Genomic DNA, 16,951 nt, shown 5'->3' with positions numbered 1-16,951 from the left:
GAGACCTGCCATGACCGACGCAATCCAGATCGAACGCGAACGCGGCCTGCTGACCCTGCGCCTCAATCGCCCGGAAAAGAAAAACGCCCTGACCCGCGCCATGTACAGCCACCTGGCTGAAGCGTTGAAACAGGCCGATAACGACCCGGACATCAACGCGGTGCTGATCACCGGCTCCAGCGATTGCTTCACTGCTGGCAACGACATCGCGGACTTCATCCAGCAACCGCCGAGCAACCTCGACAGCCCGGTGTTCCAGTTCATGCTCAACCTGCTTGAATGCCGCAAACCGGTAATCGCTGCCGTGGCCGGTGCGGCAGTAGGCATCGGCACGACGCTGTTGCTGCATTGCGACCTGGTCTACGTGAGCCGCGACGCGCGCTTGCGCATGCCGTTCGTCAACCTGGGGTTGTGCCCGGAGTTCGGTTCCAGCCTGATCCTGCCGCGTTTGCTCGGGCAGGCCAAGGCGGCAGAACTGTTGCTGCTGGGCGAGGGGTTCAATGGTGAGCAGGCCGCCGCCTGGGGTATTGCGTCCGAAGCCCTGGGCAGTGGCGAGCAGGCATTGGCCAGGGCGCGAGAGATGGCCCTGCGTTTCGAGTCCTTGCCGCCTGAGGCGGTGCGCATCAGCAAGCAACTGATGAAAGCCCCGGACCGGGAGCTGTTGCGCAAGGTGATTGAAGAAGAGGGGGCGTTGTTTACCCAACGCTTGCGCTCGCCCGAGGCCATGGCGGCGTTGGCGGGGTTCATCAATCGGCATTGAATTTTGCGTTGGTTGGTTGGGCCTCTTCGCGAGCAAGCCCGCTCCCACAGGGGATGTGTGAACACTGAAGATCCAATCTGGGAGCGGGCTTGCTCGCGAAGGGGTCAGCCCAGGCAACACAATTTCAGGATCACAGAAACAAAAAAAGCCCCGCCATTCACATGGCGGGGCTCTTGTTTTTCAGCAACCGGTCACTCAGACCATCGGGTCGCCTACGTGCAGGATCTTCATGCCGTTGGTGCCGCCGGTGGTGTGGTAGCTGTCGCCCTTGGTCAGGATGACCCAGTCGCCTTTCTCCACGACGCCACGCTTGACCAGCTCGTCGATGGCCTTCTGGCTCACTTCGTTGGGCGCCAGCGAAGCCGGATCGAACGGAATGGTGTACACGCCACGGAACATCGCGGCGCGTGCCTGGGCTTCACGGTGCGGGGTGAACGCGTAGATCGGCACCGAGGACCGGATACGCGACATGATCAGCGGGGTGTAGCCGCTTTCAGTCAGCGCGATGATCGCCTTCACACCCGGGAAGTGGTTGGCGGTGTACATGGTCGCCAGCGCGATGCTCTCGTCGCAACGAGTGAATTCCGTGCCGATACGGTGGCCCGAGGTCTTGCTGGTCGGGTGCTTCTCGGCACCGACGCAGATACGCGCCATGGCCTGGACGGCTTCCAGCGGGTACTGGCCAGCAGCACTTTCGGCCGACAGCATCACGGCGTCGGTGTAGTCGAGCACGGCGTTGGCCACGTCGGACACTTCGGCACGGGTCGGCATCGGGTTCTGGATCATCGACTCCATCATCTGGGTCGCAACGATCACCGCCTTGTTGTGACGGCGTGCGTGCAGAATGATCTTCTTCTGGATGCCCACCAGTTCGGCGTCGCCGATTTCCACGCCCAGGTCACCACGGGCAACCATCACCGCGTCGGAGGCCTTGATCAGGCCATCGAGGGTTTCGTCGTCGGCCACGGCTTCGGCGCGTTCGATCTTCGCCACCAGCCAGGCGGTGCCGCCGGCTTCGTCGCGCAGTTTGCGGGCGTATTCCATGTCGGCGGCGTCACGGGGGAAGGACACGGCGAGGTAGTCGACTTCCATTTCCGCGGCCAGCTTGATGTCGGCCTTGTCTTTCTCGGTCAGGGCCGGAGCGGTCAGGCCGCCGCCACGACGGTTGATGCCCTTGTGGTCCGACAGCGGGCCGCCGATGGTCACGGTGCAGTTCAGTTCGGTGGCAGTGGCCGTGTCAACGCGCATCACCACGCGACCGTCGTCGAGCAGCAGCTCGTCGCCCACGCCGCAGTCCTTGACCAGGTCCGGGTAGTCGATACCGACCACTTGCTGGTTGCCTTCGGTCAGCGGATGGCTGGTGGAGAAGGTGAACAGGTCACCGATCTTCAGCTCGATGCGCTTGTTGGCGAATTTGGCGATACGGATTTTCGGGCCTTGCAGGTCACCCAGCAGGGCGACGAAGCGGCCGTGCTTGGCGGCCAGGTCACGCACCAGCTTCGCGCGAGCCTTGTGCTCGTCGGGGGTGCCGTGGGAGAAGTTCAGGCGGGCGACGTCCAGGCCAGCCAGAATCAGCTGTTCGAGAACTTCCGGCGAGTTACTGGCCGGGCCAAGGGTAGCGACGATTTTGGTACGACGGACGGACATGCAAAGACTCCTGAGTTCAAGCGCTGAGTGAGGCTACTATGGTCCGAAGTTGTAGTCATTGTTCGTTTGCACTACTTATTGCTTTCTTTATTGAACGCTACAACTTTGCGCGGGGCAGCCTGAAGATTTTCGGCCACGGGTCGATACAGCGTCCAAGACAGGAGATTTCCCATGCGATTCGTGTTGATTGCCGCCCTTGCCCTCTTCAGTGTGACAGGCTGCACCCGTTTTTCCATGAACCATCATTTGAACCTGGCCTACAGCGCCTATGACCGTGGCAACTGCGAGCAAGTGATGCTCGAACTGTCCAAGGTCGAGCGTGCGAGCCGGGCACGGCCGTATGTGTGGCCGGAAGTCTCGATGATGCGCGGCCAATGCCTGGAACGGCAGAAGTTGTTCGTCGACGCCGCCCAGACGTACCAGTTCATCATTGCTTCCTATCCGCAAAGCGAATACGCCTACCGCGCCCGTGCCCGTCTGGAAACCTTGCAGAGCCTGGGTCACTACCCGACCCGCAGTGCTGCAGTGGTGCGTCCGACCCAGTTCTGATGGTGGGTGTCATCTGAAGGCTGGCCGACCGGCGGCGGTAAGCTATAGTCGAATAGACCGGTTTAGAGCCTGGTTTCTAAACTGGAGCAACACCTGTGATCGGTAGGCGTAAGCGGCAGCGGCTTGATGGACTGTCGCGCCAGGATCGGGGAGAGCGGGCCACATCTGCCTGGGTATCAGCGGGCAGGCCTGTTCCGAAGCATTAGTGCGGCCCTGCTTAAGGGCCTTGCGTAGCGAATTCAGCATGTTCACTGACCGCCGTATCGAGCGGCATCAACTGCCGTATTTTCTGAAAGTGTTCAACAGTGTCACTGACAAACCCATCGGTTACCTGGGCAACGTGTCCGAAGACGGGCTGATGCTGATCAGCCAGTTGCCGATGATGATCGGCGCCGACTTCGATCTGCGCCTGAAGATTCCTGCCGTCGATGGGGGCCAACAAATCATCGAGCTGCGGGCGTGTTGTCTGTGGTGTCATGAAGATGAGACCCCCCGGCACTATGACGCCGGGTTCAGCCTGCTGCGAGCGCCGCCGGAATATGCGCAACTGGTGGAGGCGTTGAAGCAGTATTTCAGCTTCCAGACGTTGCCGGCCTCTGCCTGAAACAAAGCTGACGCCTTCGCGAGCAATCCCGCTCCCACATGTTGATCGCGTTCTCCTGTGGGAGCGGGCTCGCTCGCGAAGGCGTCCTTGCAGGCGCTGAAAAAGCTGCAGGCTGATCAAACACTGCCACTGCGCTTCCAACTCAGATATTGCGTCACCAGTTGCGTCCCCAATTCCCCTGGCCGCGCATCCAGCACCGGCACGCCATGGGCGCTCAAGCGCTCGTGAAGTTCGGCCCGTGCATTCAGATAATCCACCGTGCCGCAGTAGGCCAGCGCTTCGGGCAAGGTCTGCACCGGTGTCTGTCGCAGCGTATCGAGCACTTCTTCGCGCAGGCTGGCCACCAGCACCCGATGCCGCCTGCTCAAGCGTTTTACCGCCGTGAGCAACTCTTCGTCATCCTCGTCCCGCAGGTTGGTCATCAGTACCACCAGCGCCCGGCGTTTCTGGCGGGCGAGCAATTCGGTGATTGCCGCTTGATAGTCGGCGCTGCGCTGGCTGCTGTTGAGGTCATAGACGGTGTTGAGCAGGACATTGAGCTGCCCGCTGCCTTTGACCGGTGCCAGGTAGCGCGGCTGATCGCTGGCAAAGGTGCACAGGCCCACGGCATCGCCCTGGCGCAGCGCGACGTAGCTCAGCAGCAGACAGGCGTTCAGTGCGTGATCGAAGTGCGCCAGTTCACCGTCCTGGCTGCGCATGCGGCGTCCGCAGTCGATCATGAAGAGGATCTGCTGGTCCCGTTCATCCTGGTATTCCCGGGCGATGGGCGTGCGCTGGCGAGCGGTGGCTTTCCAGTCCATCTGGCGCAGGCTGTCACCTTCGCGAAATTCACGCAGTTGATGAAACTCCAGCCCCTGGCCTCGGCGTTGACGCTGGCGGACGCCGAGCTGGCTGAGCCAGTTATCCACAGCCCGTAACTGGCCGCCGTAGAGCCGGGCGAAATCGGGATAGACCCGGGTGTGGTGGGCGACCTCGAGCAATCGTTTGTCGGACCACAGGCCCAGCGGGCCGGGCAGGTTGATTTCGCAGTGCTCGAAACTGAAATGACCGCGCTTGACGGGCCGCACACGGTAGGCGATCAGGCTCCGCTGGCCTGGCTGCAAATGAACGGTCATCGGTAGGGCGTCGAAGCTGAGGCCATCGGGTACATGATCGAAGAGTTGCAGTTCCAATGGTTGCAAAAAGTCATGCTCGATCTCCAGTCGCACCTCACTCCAGCGACCCAACGCCAGGCTCCCGGGCAATTGGCGTAGCACGCGCGGGGAAGGCAGGCGCTTGAGGCGGATTGCGTCGAGCAATGCCAAGGCCAGCAGTGCCAGCAGCAGCCCCCAGTTGATCCGCGACAGATAGGAAGGCAGCACAAAGCCCAGCGCCTGCAAGGTGCCCAGCACAATACCGATGGCCAGCAGCAGCGCCAGCCAGAGCAACAGCAGGCGGCTTGGTTTCACAGGCGCGGCGCCGGCACTTGATCGAGCAATTGGCGCAGCACGTGGTCCACATCCAATCCTTCGATGTCCAGTTCCGGTGCGATTCGCACCCGGTGGCGCAATACCGCCATGGCGCAGCTTTTGATGTCGTCCGGAATCACGAACTCGCCACCGCGCAACAAGGCCCGCGCCCTGGCGCATCGCACCAGCGCAATCGAAGCTCGGGGCCCGGCGCCCAGGGTCAGGCCTGGCCAACTGCGGGTGGCGCGGGCAAGACGCACGGCGTAATCGAGTACCTGATCATCCAGCGGCAGATCACTGGCGATACGTTGCAGGGCCAGCACGTCCTTGGCCTGCAACACCGTGCGCAGCGGCTGTACGTCGAGCATGTCGGCGCGGGTCGAACGACTGACCTGGCGCACCATGTTCAACTCTTGTTCGGCGTCCGGGTAATCCATGCGCACCTTGAGCATGAAGCGATCCAGTTCGGCCTCCGGCAGCGGGTAAGTGCCTTCCTGTTCGATCGGGTTTTGCGTGGCGAGCACCATGAAGGGTTGCGCGATCGCCAGGGCGCGGCCTTCGAGGGTGACTTGCCGCTCCTGCATGGCTTCGAGCAATGCCGCCTGGGTTTTCGCCGGGGCGCGGTTGATCTCGTCGGCCAGCAGCAGGTGGGTGAACAGCGGGCCCTTGCGCAGTTTGAACTGCTCGGTCTGCAGGTCGTACACCGCGTGCCCGGTGACGTCGCTGGGCATCAGGTCCGGGGTGAACTGGATGCGCGCGAATTCGCCACCGAAACAACGGGCCAAGGCTCGCACCAGCAGAGTCTTGCCCAGTCCGGGCACGCCTTCGAGCAACACATGGCCACCGGCGATCAATGCGCTCAGTACGTCATCGATGACACCGTCCTGGCCAATCACGGCCTTTTGCAGTTCGCCGCGTATCGCCAGGGCCAACTGGCTGGCGCGTTGGCGCTGCACAGCGGCGTGAGTGGCGGTATCGGGCTCGATCGGGTCACTCGTCATAGGGCGTTCCTCAAGGTTTGCAAATGGGCGACCAGGCGACTGAATTCGGCGCTGGACAGTCGCTGTTTCGGACGTGGGCTCATGGCCTGGCTGATGGCACGGGTAGGCTGATGGGTCAGACGGGCAAGTACCAGCCATTGTTCGGCGACGGCGAGCTGGTCATAGCCGGGATGACGATGGCGAACCCGGCGCAGGATATCTTGCTGCAATGCGTGCAACAGGCTGTGCTGGCCGTTGCGGCGCAGCATGAAGTCGGCGCTGGCGCGCAGGTGTTCCAACAATTGTCGGCGGGCTTTGGGGGCTGGCTCCAGCAAGGGACCATGACGCACCCCGACATGCCACAAGGCCAGGCCGACCAGGGCAATCAGGCTGACCAGCGCCTGGGGGAAGTACCGCAGCAACAAAGCCCACAGGCTGTCGTGCTCGGTGTCGTACATCAGGGTCACCTGGGTGTCCGCGGTCAGGTACCAGAGCAGCCAGGCGTTGTCGTATTCGCTGATGGCCGGGGCGGTCCACAGGTCGGCATCGGTCACTACGATGATCGAGCCGAGCCCGTGGCTCAGTTGCATCATGTGGGTGGCCTTGGCGCTGTTGGCCCACGCCTGGGCCAGGTTTTTCGGGTCTTCGAGGTGGAATGCGGTGTCGAAGCTGGCGTAGGCCGGGGCGTCTTCGTTCTCCAGATACAGTTTGGTCAGGTTCGGATAGGGGTCGTCTGGTTCACCCTCCGGCGGTGGGTCCTTGAGGTCCTTGCTCAAGGACTGATGCACCTGAACCCGATCGAGCAGCAGGTCGTTGCTCTGCCCGGTCTTTTCGTTCCACAGCGATTGGGCGACGAACAACAGCCGACCTCCGGCCCGGGTCCAGTTCATCAATTGATCGATCTGCCGGGGCGTCATGTTGGAGCGGTCGCCAAACAACAAGAGGCTGTTCTGCCGGGGTTCCAGGTTTGGCAGGACATCAAGGCTGTTGGCGTGGCTGACGCTCAGCCCGCGCTTTTGCAGGAAGTGCTCGGCGGCCAGGTAAGGATTGGCCTTGGCTTCGGGCGACGGACCATGATCGATTTCAGCCGCATAGGGCGTTGCCTTCAGGTACAGATACAGTCCCAGCGCACTCAGCAGCACGGCGATCAACACGCCGAACATCAGTGGCCAGGGGCGCCGGCTCAATGCCTGGCTCCGGGTCCGAACAGGGCACGCCAGCCGTCACACAGTTGCTGTTGCGAATCGGCTGGCGGCAAGCGGTGCCCGTAGGCCATGTTCTGCCAGTGTCGGGTCAGGTCTCGACTGAAGGCCAGCAATTGCGGCTGTTGCAGTTGCGCGACGCGTTCAAGGACCTGACCTTCGGTGTCGGCGGCTTTGAGCACGATGTTGAAATCGTGCAGCAAGTGACTGAGCAGGGCGCGATAGAGCAGGCCGAGGGCTTGCCGGGGTTGGGTTTGCCAGAGGCTTTGCGCGCTGGCGGCGATGTCGGTCGGCAGCGTTTCGCGGTCCAGGTCCAGGCCGAATGCCTGTTGCGGGATCGATCCCCCGGCTCTTTTTTCGGGGGGCGGGCGACGACTGGCATAGGCCTGCAACCCGTCGCGATAGCGCCAGATCAACAGACCGAGGCCGACGGCCAGTGCGCCCCACAGCAAGGTCTCGATCAGGGAGGCTATTGCGCCGAAGCGCTGGCTGCCCAGCAGCTCGAACAGCGCCTTGAGCCACGAAGGTATCTGGCCGTCGTTGGGGGCTGCCGGGGAGTCTTTATCGTTGCCAAACCGATAACGGGTGACCGTTTCCCGATTCTTGAACGGTGGCTGATCGAGGATTGCCTTGATGCTGGCCCTGGATGCCTCGCTGGTCAGCGGCTGTTCCAGCAGGCGGGGACTGTCGGGTGACGGGACCGGTTCGGCGGCCCAGGCCTGTTGCCCGGCGGGGATGAGGCATATCACCGCCAATAGCAATGCGACGACGCTACTGCTCAAACGCTGGCGCAGGTGGCGGAACACCAGTTCGATGTCCCAGGCTTCCAGCACGGTGCGCCGGTTCAGATAGAGGCTGAAGCCACAGGCGACGTATATCGGCTCCCAGACCACCAGCACCAGGGCGTAAAAAGCGTTGGTCAGGTGTTCCAGCCAGCGCCAGTCCTGGGTCGCGGCGCTGATCAACGATTGCCAGCTCCAGTCGATGGCCACGCCTTGCGGCAACAGCAGATAGAGCAGCACCGTCAGGCCGATCCACAGTGCGGTTTCCAGGTGCACGCCAATCAAGGTCAGCCATCGCGCTGCGCTGGCATCGCGCTGCAACAACACCTGCAACCGCTGCTGGCGTGCGTCGCCACTCAAGCCTTCCAGTAGCACCACCGGTAGCAGGAAGCTGCGACTCAGGCTCAGCCGGCGCCAGGTCAGGCTGGCCAGCAGTTGGGGCTTGAGCAGTCGCGGCCATTGATGAAGGGCCTGTTTGAGGGTCGGCGTTTCACCGAACATGGCCTTGGACAGGATGTACAGCGGCAGGCGTTCGAAAGCCGGTTTCAACCACCAGAAGATGAACACGGCGAGGGAGGGCGATTCCCACAGCAGCCAGGTCAGTAGAGCAAAAACCGGCAATGTCACCATGGCCCAACTGGTCATCAACAGCCGTCGGTGTCGCTGGCTCAGCAGTACCCCGAGGTCCATGGCTTCCCAGGTCGGACGCGGGCGGATCACCACACTGGCGTCACTCAGGCGCATGGCGGTCCCGTCCGGCGAACAGCAGATACAGCGCGACCAATACCCAGAGTGAGCCGCCGACCAGATATTTGCTCAGGGGCGCCAGGGTTGTCATCGACGACCAGTAGGCTTCTATAAATGCCGCAATCAACAGAAACAGCATGACCCCGCAGATCAGCAATACGCTCTTGCGTGCCATCAGGCGCAGGGCCTCGGCTCGGGGCTGGCGCCCGGGCGCGATCAGCGCCCAGCCCAGTTGCAGGCCGGCCGCACCGGACAGGGCAATGGCGGTCAATTCGAAAGCACCGTGGCCGATCACGAAAGACCAGAAGGTCTGCCCGTAGCCGATCTGCGTCAGATGCCCGGCCACCGCGCCGATGATCAAACCGTTGAAGAGCAGGAAAAACACACTGCCCAGGCCAAACAGTAAACCGCTGGCGAAGGTCTGAAAGGCGATCCCGATGTTGTGCATGATGTAGTAGCCGAACATCACCCAGTCTTCACTCGCCGCTCGCTGTGCCGACCGCCCGAGGTGCCCGGCCTCGGGGTCGTACATGCCTTGCATTTCGCTGACCTGCTCGGCCGGCAGCAGGTTGTAGACCAGGTCGGGGAACAGGTACACCAGCACCGCAAAACCAATGAGGCTGCCGAAAAACATCAGGCTGGCGGCCAGCACGAAACGCCACTGCTGGCGTACCAGCCGAGGGAAGTCCGCAAGGATGAACCCCAGCAGCTGGGGGCCCAGTCGACTGCGATGGCGATACAACTGTTGATGGCCTCGCAGCACCTGTTGCTGCAACGAGTCGATGAGGAAGCTGCTATAGCCGCGTTCCCGAGCCAGGGCCAGGTGCTGGCAGATGCGCCGATAATCGCCGGGAAAACTGTCCACACCCGTGGCGTTGTCGTTGCGCTCCAGCTTTTGCAGTAACAGGGAAAATTGCTCCCACTCGGCCATGTGCCGATGCTCGAAAAGACTTTGCTTCATGTCGGACCCAACAGGCCGCGGGCGATGCCATTGAGTTCGGCCACGGCCTGTGGCGCGGGCACCTGTAACGGTGGGGCCAGGATGGCAGCCAGTTCACTGACCCTGGCAGATGAAAGTTCAGCCTGGCGTTCGGCGAAGCCCAGGATGGCGCGCTGTTCAGTCAAGGTCAGGGGCAAAGCAGGGCGTCGCGGTGGGGCGGGAGGAAGTTGCGGCCGGGTGAGTGGTTGCTCGCGGTAGATCACCAGGGTCCCGGCGGCAATGTCGCCGAGGCGTTTGAAGCCTGGGTGTTGCAGGCAGCTGATGGCACCGAGGAAGTAGCCGAAGGGCAGCAGGTCGACAAAACGCAACAGGTTGCGCAGCAACGACGCGGACCAGCCGATGGGGGTACCGTCGTCCTGCACCACCCGCAGTCCCATCCATTGCTTGCCCGGTGAGCGGCCCTGATTGAGGACTTCGAACAGCACCATGTACCACCAGCTCACGGCAAAGATCAGCAGCGAACCCAGGCCCATGCCCAGTTTGCCGAGCATTGCCAGCACGATGAACAGCACGCCCAGGATGAGGCCACGCAGCGCCAGGTCGATGGAGAATGCCAGCGCGCGAACCATCAGCCCGGCCGGCCGCAGCGGCAGATCGATGCCCTCCGGCGTTTCGACCTGGTACCGCGTATCCAGTGGCGGGGACAGCGTCGCTTTCCGTTGCAGTGCTGCGGTCTCGAGCATGGGCAACCTGATGATGTGGCCTGATCGGGATTGTCTCGTCCCCCCGATGCTAGCAGCCTTGTCGCAGAAATCGACATAACGATGTATTGCACAGTGATTAATCGGCAATGATTGAATAACAAGATTGCTGGCCGGGGCGGGACTCGAACGCCTAGACTTCGCCGATCATCAGTTCAGGAAACGCCTGTGACCTCCATCTTCTGGTACGACTATGAAACGACGGGCATCAATCCCCGTTGCGATCGCCCCCTGCAAATGGCGGGGCTGCGTACTGACTTCGACCTCAATGAAATCGACGAACCGGTCAACCTCTATTGCCTGCCCGCCGACGACATCCTCCCGCACCCCGCGGCCTGCGCGATAACCGGCATTACCCCCGGCAACCTCTCCGAACAGGGCCTCTGCGAAGCCGATTTCATGACCCGGGTGCATGCGCAACTGGCGGCCCCCGGCACTTGTGGCGCGGGCTACAACACCTTGCGTTTCGACGACGAGATGACCCGCTACAGCCTGTACCGCAATTTTTTCGATCCCTATGCGCGGGAATGGCAGGGCGGCAACAGCCGCTGGGACCTGATCGATGTGGTACGCGCCGCCTATGCCTTGCGCCCTGACGGCATCGTCTGGCCGACGGACGACGAGGGGCGAGTCACCCTCAAGCTCGAACGCCTGACCGCCGCCAACGGCATTGATCACGGCAATGCCCACGAAGCGTTGTCGGACGTTCGCGCCACCATCGCCCTGGCGCGTTTGCTGCGGGAAAGGCAGCCCAAGCTGTATGACTGGCTTTTTCAACTGCGCAGTAAACAGAAGGTGCTGGACCAGATTCGCCTGTTGCAGCCGATGGTCCACGTGTCCGGGCGCTTTTCCGCCGCCCGCAGTTACATCGGCGTGGTGCTGCCCCTGGCGTGGCACCCGCGCAACAAAAATGCATTGATCGTCTGCGACTTGCACCTCGACCCTCAGGGCCTGCTGGATCTGGACGCCGACACTTTGCGCCAGCGCCTCTATACCCGTCGTGAGGACCTTGCCGAGGGAGAGCTGCCGGTGCCGCTCAAGCTCATTCACATCAACAAGTGCCCGGTCGTGGCGCCCTTGAACGTTCTTCGCCCCCAGGACCAGCAGCGCCTTGGCCTGGATATGGCGCTCTATCAGCAACGTGCACTGCGGCTAAGTGACGCGCAGAAAGTTTGGCAAGATAAAGTTGTAGGGGTTTATGCCGGCGAAGAGTTTTCCCCGAGTCAGGATCCGGAACAACAGTTGTACGACGGTTTCATTGGCGACCGCGATCGACGGTTGTGCGAACAAGTGCGCACGGTGGAGCCGATGCAATTGGCACAACAGCAATGGCCGTTCGATGATGAACGTTTGCCTGAATTATTGTTTCGATATCGCGCACGCAACTTTCCCGACACGCTGAGTGATGAAGAGCAGGAACGCTGGCGAACATTCTGTCAGAAGCGTTTATCCAGCCTTGAATGGGGGGCGCCCAATACCCTGGAAAGTTTTACCCAGGCGGCGGCCCAGTTGGCGCTTACAGCGACACCTTTTCAGCAAAAGGTGCTCGATGAGTGGCAGCAATATGTGGGCGACTTACGCAAACGTTTGAATCTTTGAAATCGACAGCGTCCGGGATAAAACTGCCGGCATAAAAAAACGCCAACGTTATGCTGGCGTTATCTTTTGTCACGTATCCGGCCGTAACAAGTACTGCGGCTTAGCCCAGCAGGGTAGCCCAACCTTCAACCACGTCACCGCCCCACTTGGCTTTCCACTCTTTCAGAGTCTTGTGGTTGCCACCTTTGGTTTCGATGACTTCGCCGTTGTGCGGGTTTTTGTATTGTTTAACTTTGCGGGCACGTTTGGTGCCGGTAGTTTTTACTGCGGCGCCACGTGGGGCCTTGGTTTTGGATTCCGGATCCAGCAGCGCGATGATGTCACGCAGGGACTTGGAATATTCGCCCATCAGGGTGCGCAGTTTGCCTTCGAATTCCAGCTCGGTTTGCAGTTTGTCGTCTTGGGACAGGTTCTTCAAACGGGCTTGCAGCTCTTTGATAGCTTCTTCGGTGGCGCGGTATTCGTTGATCAAGGACATGATTACTACCTTATGTAGGAAACTGAAGGGCAGGGAGACAGTGCGGCAATAATAGTCAGGGTGTTTCATCAAGTAAACATTAAACCGGAGTTTATTTATTTTAAATACGGTGAATTCGTCTCGCATTGGATGCGCAGTTAAATAGTTTGAAGCGGTTGCTGCAGATATTCACATTTGAATGTAGCGCGACGCTAAACAACACTGCCGGGAAGCAGGCGACGGGGTGCTGGCCTCGACGTCGTCGTTGACCGGCCGACAAGACGATACGTGATCAATACTGCGGTTTTGCTGCGTTATCGCTAGAATGGCGGCTTTTGCGAAGTTCTGGAGTTTCCCCCTCATGCACACTTATCGGCTGGTGATTTCCTGCCCGGACCGCGTCGGCATCGTTGCTAAAGTCAGTAACTTTCTGGCGTCTCACAACGGCTGGATCACTGAAGCGAGCCACCACTCGGACAATCTCAGTGGCTGGTTCTTCATGCGTCACGAAATCCGGGCCGATTCGCTGCCGTTCGGTATCGAGGTCCTGCGTGAAGCTTTTGCGCCGATTGCCGAAGAGTTTTCGATGGACTGGCGCATCACCGATACCGCGCAGAAAAAACGCGTGGTGCTGATGGCCAGCCGCGAGTCCCACTGCCTGGCCGACTTGCTGCATCGCTGGCACAGCGATGAACTGGACTGTGAAATCGCCTGCGTGATTTCCAACCACGACGACCTGCGCAGCATGGTTGAATGGCACGGCATTCCCTACTACCACGTTCCGGTCAACCCGCAGGACAAGGAACCGGCCTTCGCCGAAGTCTCGCGCCTGGTTAAACACCATGATGCCGAGGTCGTGGTACTGGCTCGTTACATGCAGATTCTGCCACCTGAGCTGTGCAGCGAATACGCGCACAAGGTCATCAACATTCACCACAGCTTCCTGCCGTCCTTCGTCGGTGCCAAGCCGTACCATCAGGCGTCGATGCGCGGTGTGAAGCTGATCGGTGCGACCTGCCACTACGTGACCGAAGAGCTGGACGCCGGCCCGATCATCGAGCAGGACGTGGTGCGCGTCAGCCACAGCGACAGCATCGAAGACATGGTGCGTTTCGGCCGTGACGTGGAAAAAATGGTGCTGGCCCGCGGCCTGCGCTATCACCTGGAAGACCGGGTTCTGGTGCACGGCAACAAGACCGTAGTGTTCTGATTGCCTCACGACACGGTTGAAATTCGAAGGGCCTGGGCGTTCAATCGCTGCAGGCCCTTCGCCGTTTCTGCGTAGCCGTTTCGCAATAGAGGATATGAACATGGCCGATCCACTGGACAAAGCCACTTCCAAAGCCCCCGATACCTTGGGCGAAGGTTGTTTGAGCCGCTATGACCCCGATGACATGGGCCCCGAGGACGGTACGGAGTTTCCGGGTGCCGCCGAACTGTGGGAGAAATTGCAGCAAGAGTCCGGCGACGAGCAAGAGTAAATCGTTCAGGCTTGTTTAACTTTCATCAACTTCTTGAGCAACGGCCGTCCCAGCATCAGCAAAAACAGCGGCCCACCCACCAGCAAATAGAAGTAATAAGTCACCGCCCGCCAGATCAGAATCGCCGCGGCCGCCGTGGATTTGCCCACCATGGGCGCCAACAGCGCTGCCGATGTCAGTTCTGCCGCTCCCGCGCCGCCGGGCAGCAGGCTCAATTGTCCTGCACTCAAAGAAAGCACCTGGATCAGAAAGCACCATGCCCACTGCAGATCCGCCCCCAACCCTCGCAACGCCAGGTAGAGCACGCTGTAACGCAAGATCCAGTGCACGCACGTCAAGGCAAACACCGTGATCAATGTCTGGAACGGTAACTTGAGGGTGTCAGTAAAGGCTGCGAGAAAATGCAGCAGTTTTCGCGCCCAGCGCAGGCGCGTCGTGGACTGGACATTGAGGCGAAGGAGCAATCGACCGCTCAGGCGTATCAGCAAGCGATGGTAACGGGCCACCAGTACACAACAGATCAGGCCACCGAACATCGAAATCGCACTGACCATCAACAGCCACTCCATGCGCTGGCTGAGGTGCTGGAACAGCGCATAGATCAGAATCGCACCCAGCGCGCAGAGGAAAAACAGCAAATCGCTCAACTGATCCATGGCGAACACAGCACTGCCCCGGGCCGGGCGAACGCCGTTGCGCGCAAGCAGCGCCATGATGGTCAAGGGGCCGCCGCTGCCACCGGGGGTGGCGCAGTAAGCGAATTCGGCGGCCATCACCACGCCCAGGCTTTTGACCGGGCTGACCCTGTCGCGCTGGTCCCCCAGCAACAGTCGCAGGCGCAGGGTGTTCACCCCCCAGCAGAGCAGGATCATGCCGAACATCACCAGCAGCCCACTCAAGGGGAAACTGTTCAGCCGCGACCAGGTTTCGCTGCCGCCCAGCAGCCAGGGAATGACAATGGCGGCGAGCAGCCCGATCAGCAGCAGGATCGCTCGACTCATGCGGCGCGCTCCACCGGTTCGTCTTGCCGTGCCAGCCAGCACGCCTTGGTCAACGGCATCCGGCCTTCGTCGAGCAGGCGCTGCAGGGTGTCGAGCCAGTACGTTCGTGAAAATTCATGGCGCATGTCCACCGGATGCAGGCCCAAACGGATGACCGGGGCCTGGTGCCAGCGGTGTTCGAGACGATCGCTGAGCAGTTTTGACAAACCCCGGCGCCAGGCACTGCGGGCACTCCAGACCAGCCCGGGGGCATCCACCGAGGTGAAATCCGGCAGGCGATACAGATGTTGCGCGTCGCTGGTGTAGGTCAACGGCAATTGGCGCAGCGCCTGGCGAGTGCCTGCGCTCATCAGCCAGGCCGGGGCGACGAAGCCCTTCAGTGGCCATTGATACCGATGAAACATTTCCATTCCCGCGTGCAGCCTGGCCAGGGCCGCTTCTTGTGACAGATTGTAAAACTCACCCTCGTGGGTGTAGATGCGCCGCATGAACCAGTCCTTGGGATTGCTTGCGATTGGGCCGTCATCGCAGTGAAAGTAACCATGCAATGCCAGTTCGTCGCCCCGGTCGAGGCGTTCTGCGAGCAGGCGGCGAAATTGCGGATGGGCTCGCAGGTCGTTGTGCCGGTGGAAGTCCGGCACCACCAGCCAGGTCATCGGCACGGCGCCGAGGGCGTCGACGGCCTCGACAAAGGGCCGGTAATCGTCCCAGGTCTGCGGTGCGACATCGTGCAGCACCAGCAGCAGGCTGGGGGAATGGATGGACTCAACCATTGGCCACCCGCGGCCATTGGCTGCCGAGTACGGCGTGATAGTGCCCGATCAGGCTGTTGACCACGCTGTCCCAGGCGTAATGCTGTTCGACGTGGTGGCGAGCCTGTTGACCAATGACGGCACTGCCCCGGGCCAACAATTCACGCACGGCGCTGGCCATGGCCGACGGATTGTTCGGGGTGCAAAGCACGCCGCACTGATCGTTGATGATTTCCTTGAACGCGCCGGCGGCCACCGCTACCACCGGAATACCGCAGGCCATGGCTTCGAGAATCACCAGACCGAAGGTTTCCTGGTCGCCGGCATGCAGCAGGGCGTCGGCACTGGCCATCAGCCGCGCAACTTGCGGCGCCGGGCAAAAGTCATCGACCACGGTGACGTTGTCGGGCACCGAGGTCGGCATCGACGATCCGACAAGCAACAGGTGATAGCTTGGCCCCAGACGCTTCATGCAATCGAGCAGCACTGGCAGATTTTTCTCCTTGGAGCCGCGCCCGGCAAAAATCAGCAGATGGGTGCTTTGATCCAGGCCCAGTTCGGCCCGCAGGCCGGGATCGCGGGCATCGGGATGGAACATTTGCAGATCGACGCCCAAGGGTTGCACGAACACATTCCTGACCCCCAGACCGGTCAATTTCTCCGCCATGATCCTGCTGGGTGCCAGCACTCGGTCGAAATTGCCGTAGAGCTTCCTGACGTAGGCCTCGACATTGGGGGTGAACCAGTTGCTGCCCACGCGGTTGCTGACCAGTAGCGGCAGGTCCGAGTGATAAAAGCCGATCACCGGCACGTCCAGTTGCCGACGCGCGTCCAGCGCCGCCCAGGCGGTGAGATAGGGGTCGCCGACCTCGATCAGGTCGGGTTGCAAATCGTGCAGTACGTTGCGCCAGGGCGCCAGGCGCAGGGGGAATCGATAGCCCTTGCCGAAGGGCAGGGCGGGCGCCGGTACGGTGTAGATGCCATCCTGTTCACTGAAGTCGGCCCCGGGGATCAGCAAGCTGTGGCGAGTACCAGACCGCGTATGCAGGCGATGATGCTTGGCATCCAGATAGGTACGCACGCCACCGCTGGCAGGGGCGTAGAACATGGTTATGTCAGCGATATGCACGATGAACATCCCTCCGGTCCGTTGCTCTCCTTGGGTTGACCCTTATGAAGAATAGATGTTCGGTCGGGGTTTTGTCGGTTGCCGGGTTGACGCCTTCCGCTAAGGTCTTAAT

General features: G+C 61.2%; 17 protein-coding genes. 6 read left to right on the top strand and 11 right to left on the bottom strand.

Translation table 11 applies throughout. The features are described 5' to 3' along the window. Positions 1-10 precede the first annotated feature (10 nt). Positions 11-760 carry an enoyl-CoA hydratase-related protein gene (locus B0W55_RS09375; RefSeq protein WP_077045720.1) on the top strand — a complete coding sequence of 250 codons (750 nt, stop codon included), beginning with the start codon at positions 11-13 and terminating at the stop codon, positions 758-760. Between the two features lie 195 nt (positions 761-955). Here B0W55_RS09375 and pyk read toward each other — a convergent pair whose 3' ends face one another. Beyond that, positions 956-2,407, bottom strand: coding sequence for a pyruvate kinase (gene pyk, locus B0W55_RS09370; RefSeq protein WP_077045719.1), 1,452 nt, complete (start codon positions 2,405-2,407; stop codon positions 956-958). A 171-nt stretch (positions 2,408-2,578) separates the two neighbouring features. Between pyk and B0W55_RS09365 the strand changes: the two genes are divergently transcribed. Continuing rightward, complete coding sequence (locus B0W55_RS09365) at positions 2,579-2,956, top strand: tol-pal system YbgF family protein (protein ID WP_077045718.1); 378 nt, start codon at positions 2,579-2,581, stop codon at positions 2,954-2,956. Positions 2,957-3,200: 244 nt separating this feature from the next. After that, a complete protein-coding gene (locus tag B0W55_RS09360) occupies positions 3,201-3,560 on the top strand; it encodes a PilZ domain-containing protein (protein WP_077045717.1) in 360 nt (119 codons plus the stop codon). A gap of 116 nt (positions 3,561-3,676) precedes the next feature. Here B0W55_RS09360 and B0W55_RS09355 read toward each other — a convergent pair whose 3' ends face one another. From B0W55_RS09355 to B0W55_RS09330, 6 genes are read right to left on the bottom strand one after another with little or no spacing between them, the layout of a single operon-like run. Continuing rightward, a complete protein-coding gene (locus B0W55_RS09355) occupies positions 3,677-5,008 on the bottom strand; it encodes a DUF58 domain-containing protein (protein ID WP_077045716.1) in 1,332 nt (443 codons plus the stop codon). Further along, entirely contained in the window at positions 5,005-6,009 is a 1,005-nt protein-coding gene (locus B0W55_RS09350; protein ID WP_077045715.1) for a MoxR family ATPase, read from the bottom strand. Before B0W55_RS09350 ends, B0W55_RS09355 begins: the two co-directional genes overlap by 4 nt. Beyond that, complete coding sequence (locus tag B0W55_RS09345; RefSeq protein ID WP_077045714.1) at positions 6,006-7,175, bottom strand: DUF4350 domain-containing protein; 1,170 nt, start codon at positions 7,173-7,175, stop codon at positions 6,006-6,008. Before B0W55_RS09345 ends, B0W55_RS09350 begins: the two co-directional genes overlap by 4 nt. Beyond that, positions 7,172-8,716 carry a DUF4129 domain-containing protein gene (locus tag B0W55_RS09340; protein ID WP_077045713.1) on the bottom strand — a complete coding sequence of 515 codons (1,545 nt, stop codon included), beginning with the start codon at positions 8,714-8,716 and terminating at the stop codon, positions 7,172-7,174. Before B0W55_RS09340 ends, B0W55_RS09345 begins: the two co-directional genes overlap by 4 nt. Then, a complete protein-coding gene (locus B0W55_RS09335) occupies positions 8,703-9,680 on the bottom strand; it encodes a stage II sporulation protein M (protein ID WP_077045712.1) in 978 nt (325 codons plus the stop codon). Before B0W55_RS09335 ends, B0W55_RS09340 begins: the two co-directional genes overlap by 14 nt. Beyond that, complete coding sequence (locus B0W55_RS09330; protein WP_077045711.1) at positions 9,677-10,402, bottom strand: RDD family protein; 726 nt, start codon at positions 10,400-10,402, stop codon at positions 9,677-9,679. The genes B0W55_RS09335 and B0W55_RS09330 overlap by 4 nt, the downstream gene beginning before the upstream one ends. Positions 10,403-10,588: 186 nt before the next feature. Between B0W55_RS09330 and sbcB the strand changes: the two genes are divergently transcribed. After that, positions 10,589-12,019 carry an exodeoxyribonuclease I gene (sbcB, locus tag B0W55_RS09325; protein ID WP_077045710.1) on the top strand — a complete coding sequence of 477 codons (1,431 nt, stop codon included), beginning with the start codon at positions 10,589-10,591 and terminating at the stop codon, positions 12,017-12,019. A 100-nt stretch (positions 12,020-12,119) separates the two neighbouring features. On the opposite strand, the gene mvaT is transcribed toward sbcB, so the two are convergent. Beyond that, positions 12,120-12,497: a histone-like nucleoid-structuring protein MvaT gene (mvaT, locus tag B0W55_RS09320; protein ID WP_007986150.1), complete on the bottom strand. Its 378-nt coding sequence runs from the start codon at positions 12,495-12,497 to the stop codon at positions 12,120-12,122. Between the two features lie 340 nt (positions 12,498-12,837). Between mvaT and purU the strand changes: the two genes are divergently transcribed. Both purU and B0W55_RS30745 read left to right on the top strand, forming a co-directional pair. Then, positions 12,838-13,686: a formyltetrahydrofolate deformylase gene (gene purU / locus B0W55_RS09315; RefSeq protein ID WP_077045709.1), complete on the top strand. Its 849-nt coding sequence runs from the start codon at positions 12,838-12,840 to the stop codon at positions 13,684-13,686. A 100-nt stretch (positions 13,687-13,786) separates the two neighbouring features. Next, positions 13,787-13,957: a hypothetical protein gene (locus B0W55_RS30745; RefSeq protein ID WP_175645483.1), complete on the top strand. Its 171-nt coding sequence runs from the start codon at positions 13,787-13,789 to the stop codon at positions 13,955-13,957. A 5-nt stretch (positions 13,958-13,962) separates the two neighbouring features. On the opposite strand, the gene B0W55_RS09310 is transcribed toward B0W55_RS30745, so the two are convergent. Genes B0W55_RS09310 through B0W55_RS09300 form a run of 3 tightly spaced genes read right to left on the bottom strand, consistent with a single transcriptional unit; the run spans position 13,963 to position 16,848 of the window. Beyond that, a complete protein-coding gene (locus tag B0W55_RS09310) occupies positions 13,963-14,958 on the bottom strand; it encodes a lysylphosphatidylglycerol synthase transmembrane domain-containing protein (protein ID WP_077045708.1) in 996 nt (331 codons plus the stop codon). After that, positions 14,955-15,731 carry a DUF2334 domain-containing protein gene (locus B0W55_RS09305; RefSeq protein ID WP_077045707.1) on the bottom strand — a complete coding sequence of 259 codons (777 nt, stop codon included), beginning with the start codon at positions 15,729-15,731 and terminating at the stop codon, positions 14,955-14,957. The genes B0W55_RS09310 and B0W55_RS09305 overlap by 4 nt, the downstream gene beginning before the upstream one ends. Then, complete coding sequence (locus B0W55_RS09300) at positions 15,724-16,848, bottom strand: glycosyltransferase family 1 protein (RefSeq protein WP_077045706.1); 1,125 nt, start codon at positions 16,846-16,848, stop codon at positions 15,724-15,726. Before B0W55_RS09300 ends, B0W55_RS09305 begins: the two co-directional genes overlap by 8 nt. Between the last annotated feature and the right edge of the window lie 103 nt (positions 16,849-16,951).

Origin of the sequence: Pseudomonas sp. KK4 (assembly GCF_001984065.1) — a bacterium.
GTDB lineage: Bacteria > Pseudomonadota > Gammaproteobacteria > Pseudomonadales > Pseudomonadaceae > Aquipseudomonas.
This window is presented reverse-complemented; position numbering and strand designations above follow the sequence as displayed.

Bases quoted from the DNA above. Each gene is read 5' to 3' on its own strand.
- B0W55_RS09350 (WP_077045715.1), bottom strand. From the start codon at position 6,009: ATGACGAGTGACCCGATCGAGCCCGATACCGCCACTCACGCCGCTGTG.
- B0W55_RS09360 (WP_077045717.1), top strand. From the start codon at position 3,201: ATGTTCACTGACCGCCGTATCGAGCGGCATCAACTGCCGTATTTTCTG.
- purU (WP_077045709.1), top strand. From the start codon at position 12,838: ATGCACACTTATCGGCTGGTGATTTCCTGCCCGGACCGCGTCGGCATC.
- B0W55_RS09365 (WP_077045718.1), top strand. From the start codon at position 2,579: ATGCGATTCGTGTTGATTGCCGCCCTTGCCCTCTTCAGTGTGACAGGC.
- B0W55_RS09340 (WP_077045713.1), bottom strand. From the start codon at position 8,716: ATGCGCCTGAGTGACGCCAGTGTGGTGATCCGCCCGCGTCCGACCTGG.
- B0W55_RS09330 (WP_077045711.1), bottom strand. From the start codon at position 10,402: ATGCTCGAGACCGCAGCACTGCAACGGAAAGCGACGCTGTCCCCGCCA.
- B0W55_RS09305 (WP_077045707.1), bottom strand. From the start codon at position 15,731: ATGGTTGAGTCCATCCATTCCCCCAGCCTGCTGCTGGTGCTGCACGAT.
- B0W55_RS09335 (WP_077045712.1), bottom strand. From the start codon at position 9,680: ATGAAGCAAAGTCTTTTCGAGCATCGGCACATGGCCGAGTGGGAGCAA.
- B0W55_RS30745 (WP_175645483.1), top strand. From the start codon at position 13,787: ATGGCCGATCCACTGGACAAAGCCACTTCCAAAGCCCCCGATACCTTG.
- B0W55_RS09310 (WP_077045708.1), bottom strand. From the start codon at position 14,958: ATGAGTCGAGCGATCCTGCTGCTGATCGGGCTGCTCGCCGCCATTGTC.
- B0W55_RS09300 (WP_077045706.1), bottom strand. From the start codon at position 16,848: ATGTTCATCGTGCATATCGCTGACATAACCATGTTCTACGCCCCTGCC.
- B0W55_RS09375 (WP_077045720.1), top strand. From the start codon at position 11: ATGACCGACGCAATCCAGATCGAACGCGAACGCGGCCTGCTGACCCTG.
- pyk (WP_077045719.1), bottom strand. From the start codon at position 2,407: ATGTCCGTCCGTCGTACCAAAATCGTCGCTACCCTTGGCCCGGCCAGT.
- mvaT (WP_007986150.1), bottom strand. From the start codon at position 12,497: ATGTCCTTGATCAACGAATACCGCGCCACCGAAGAAGCTATCAAAGAG.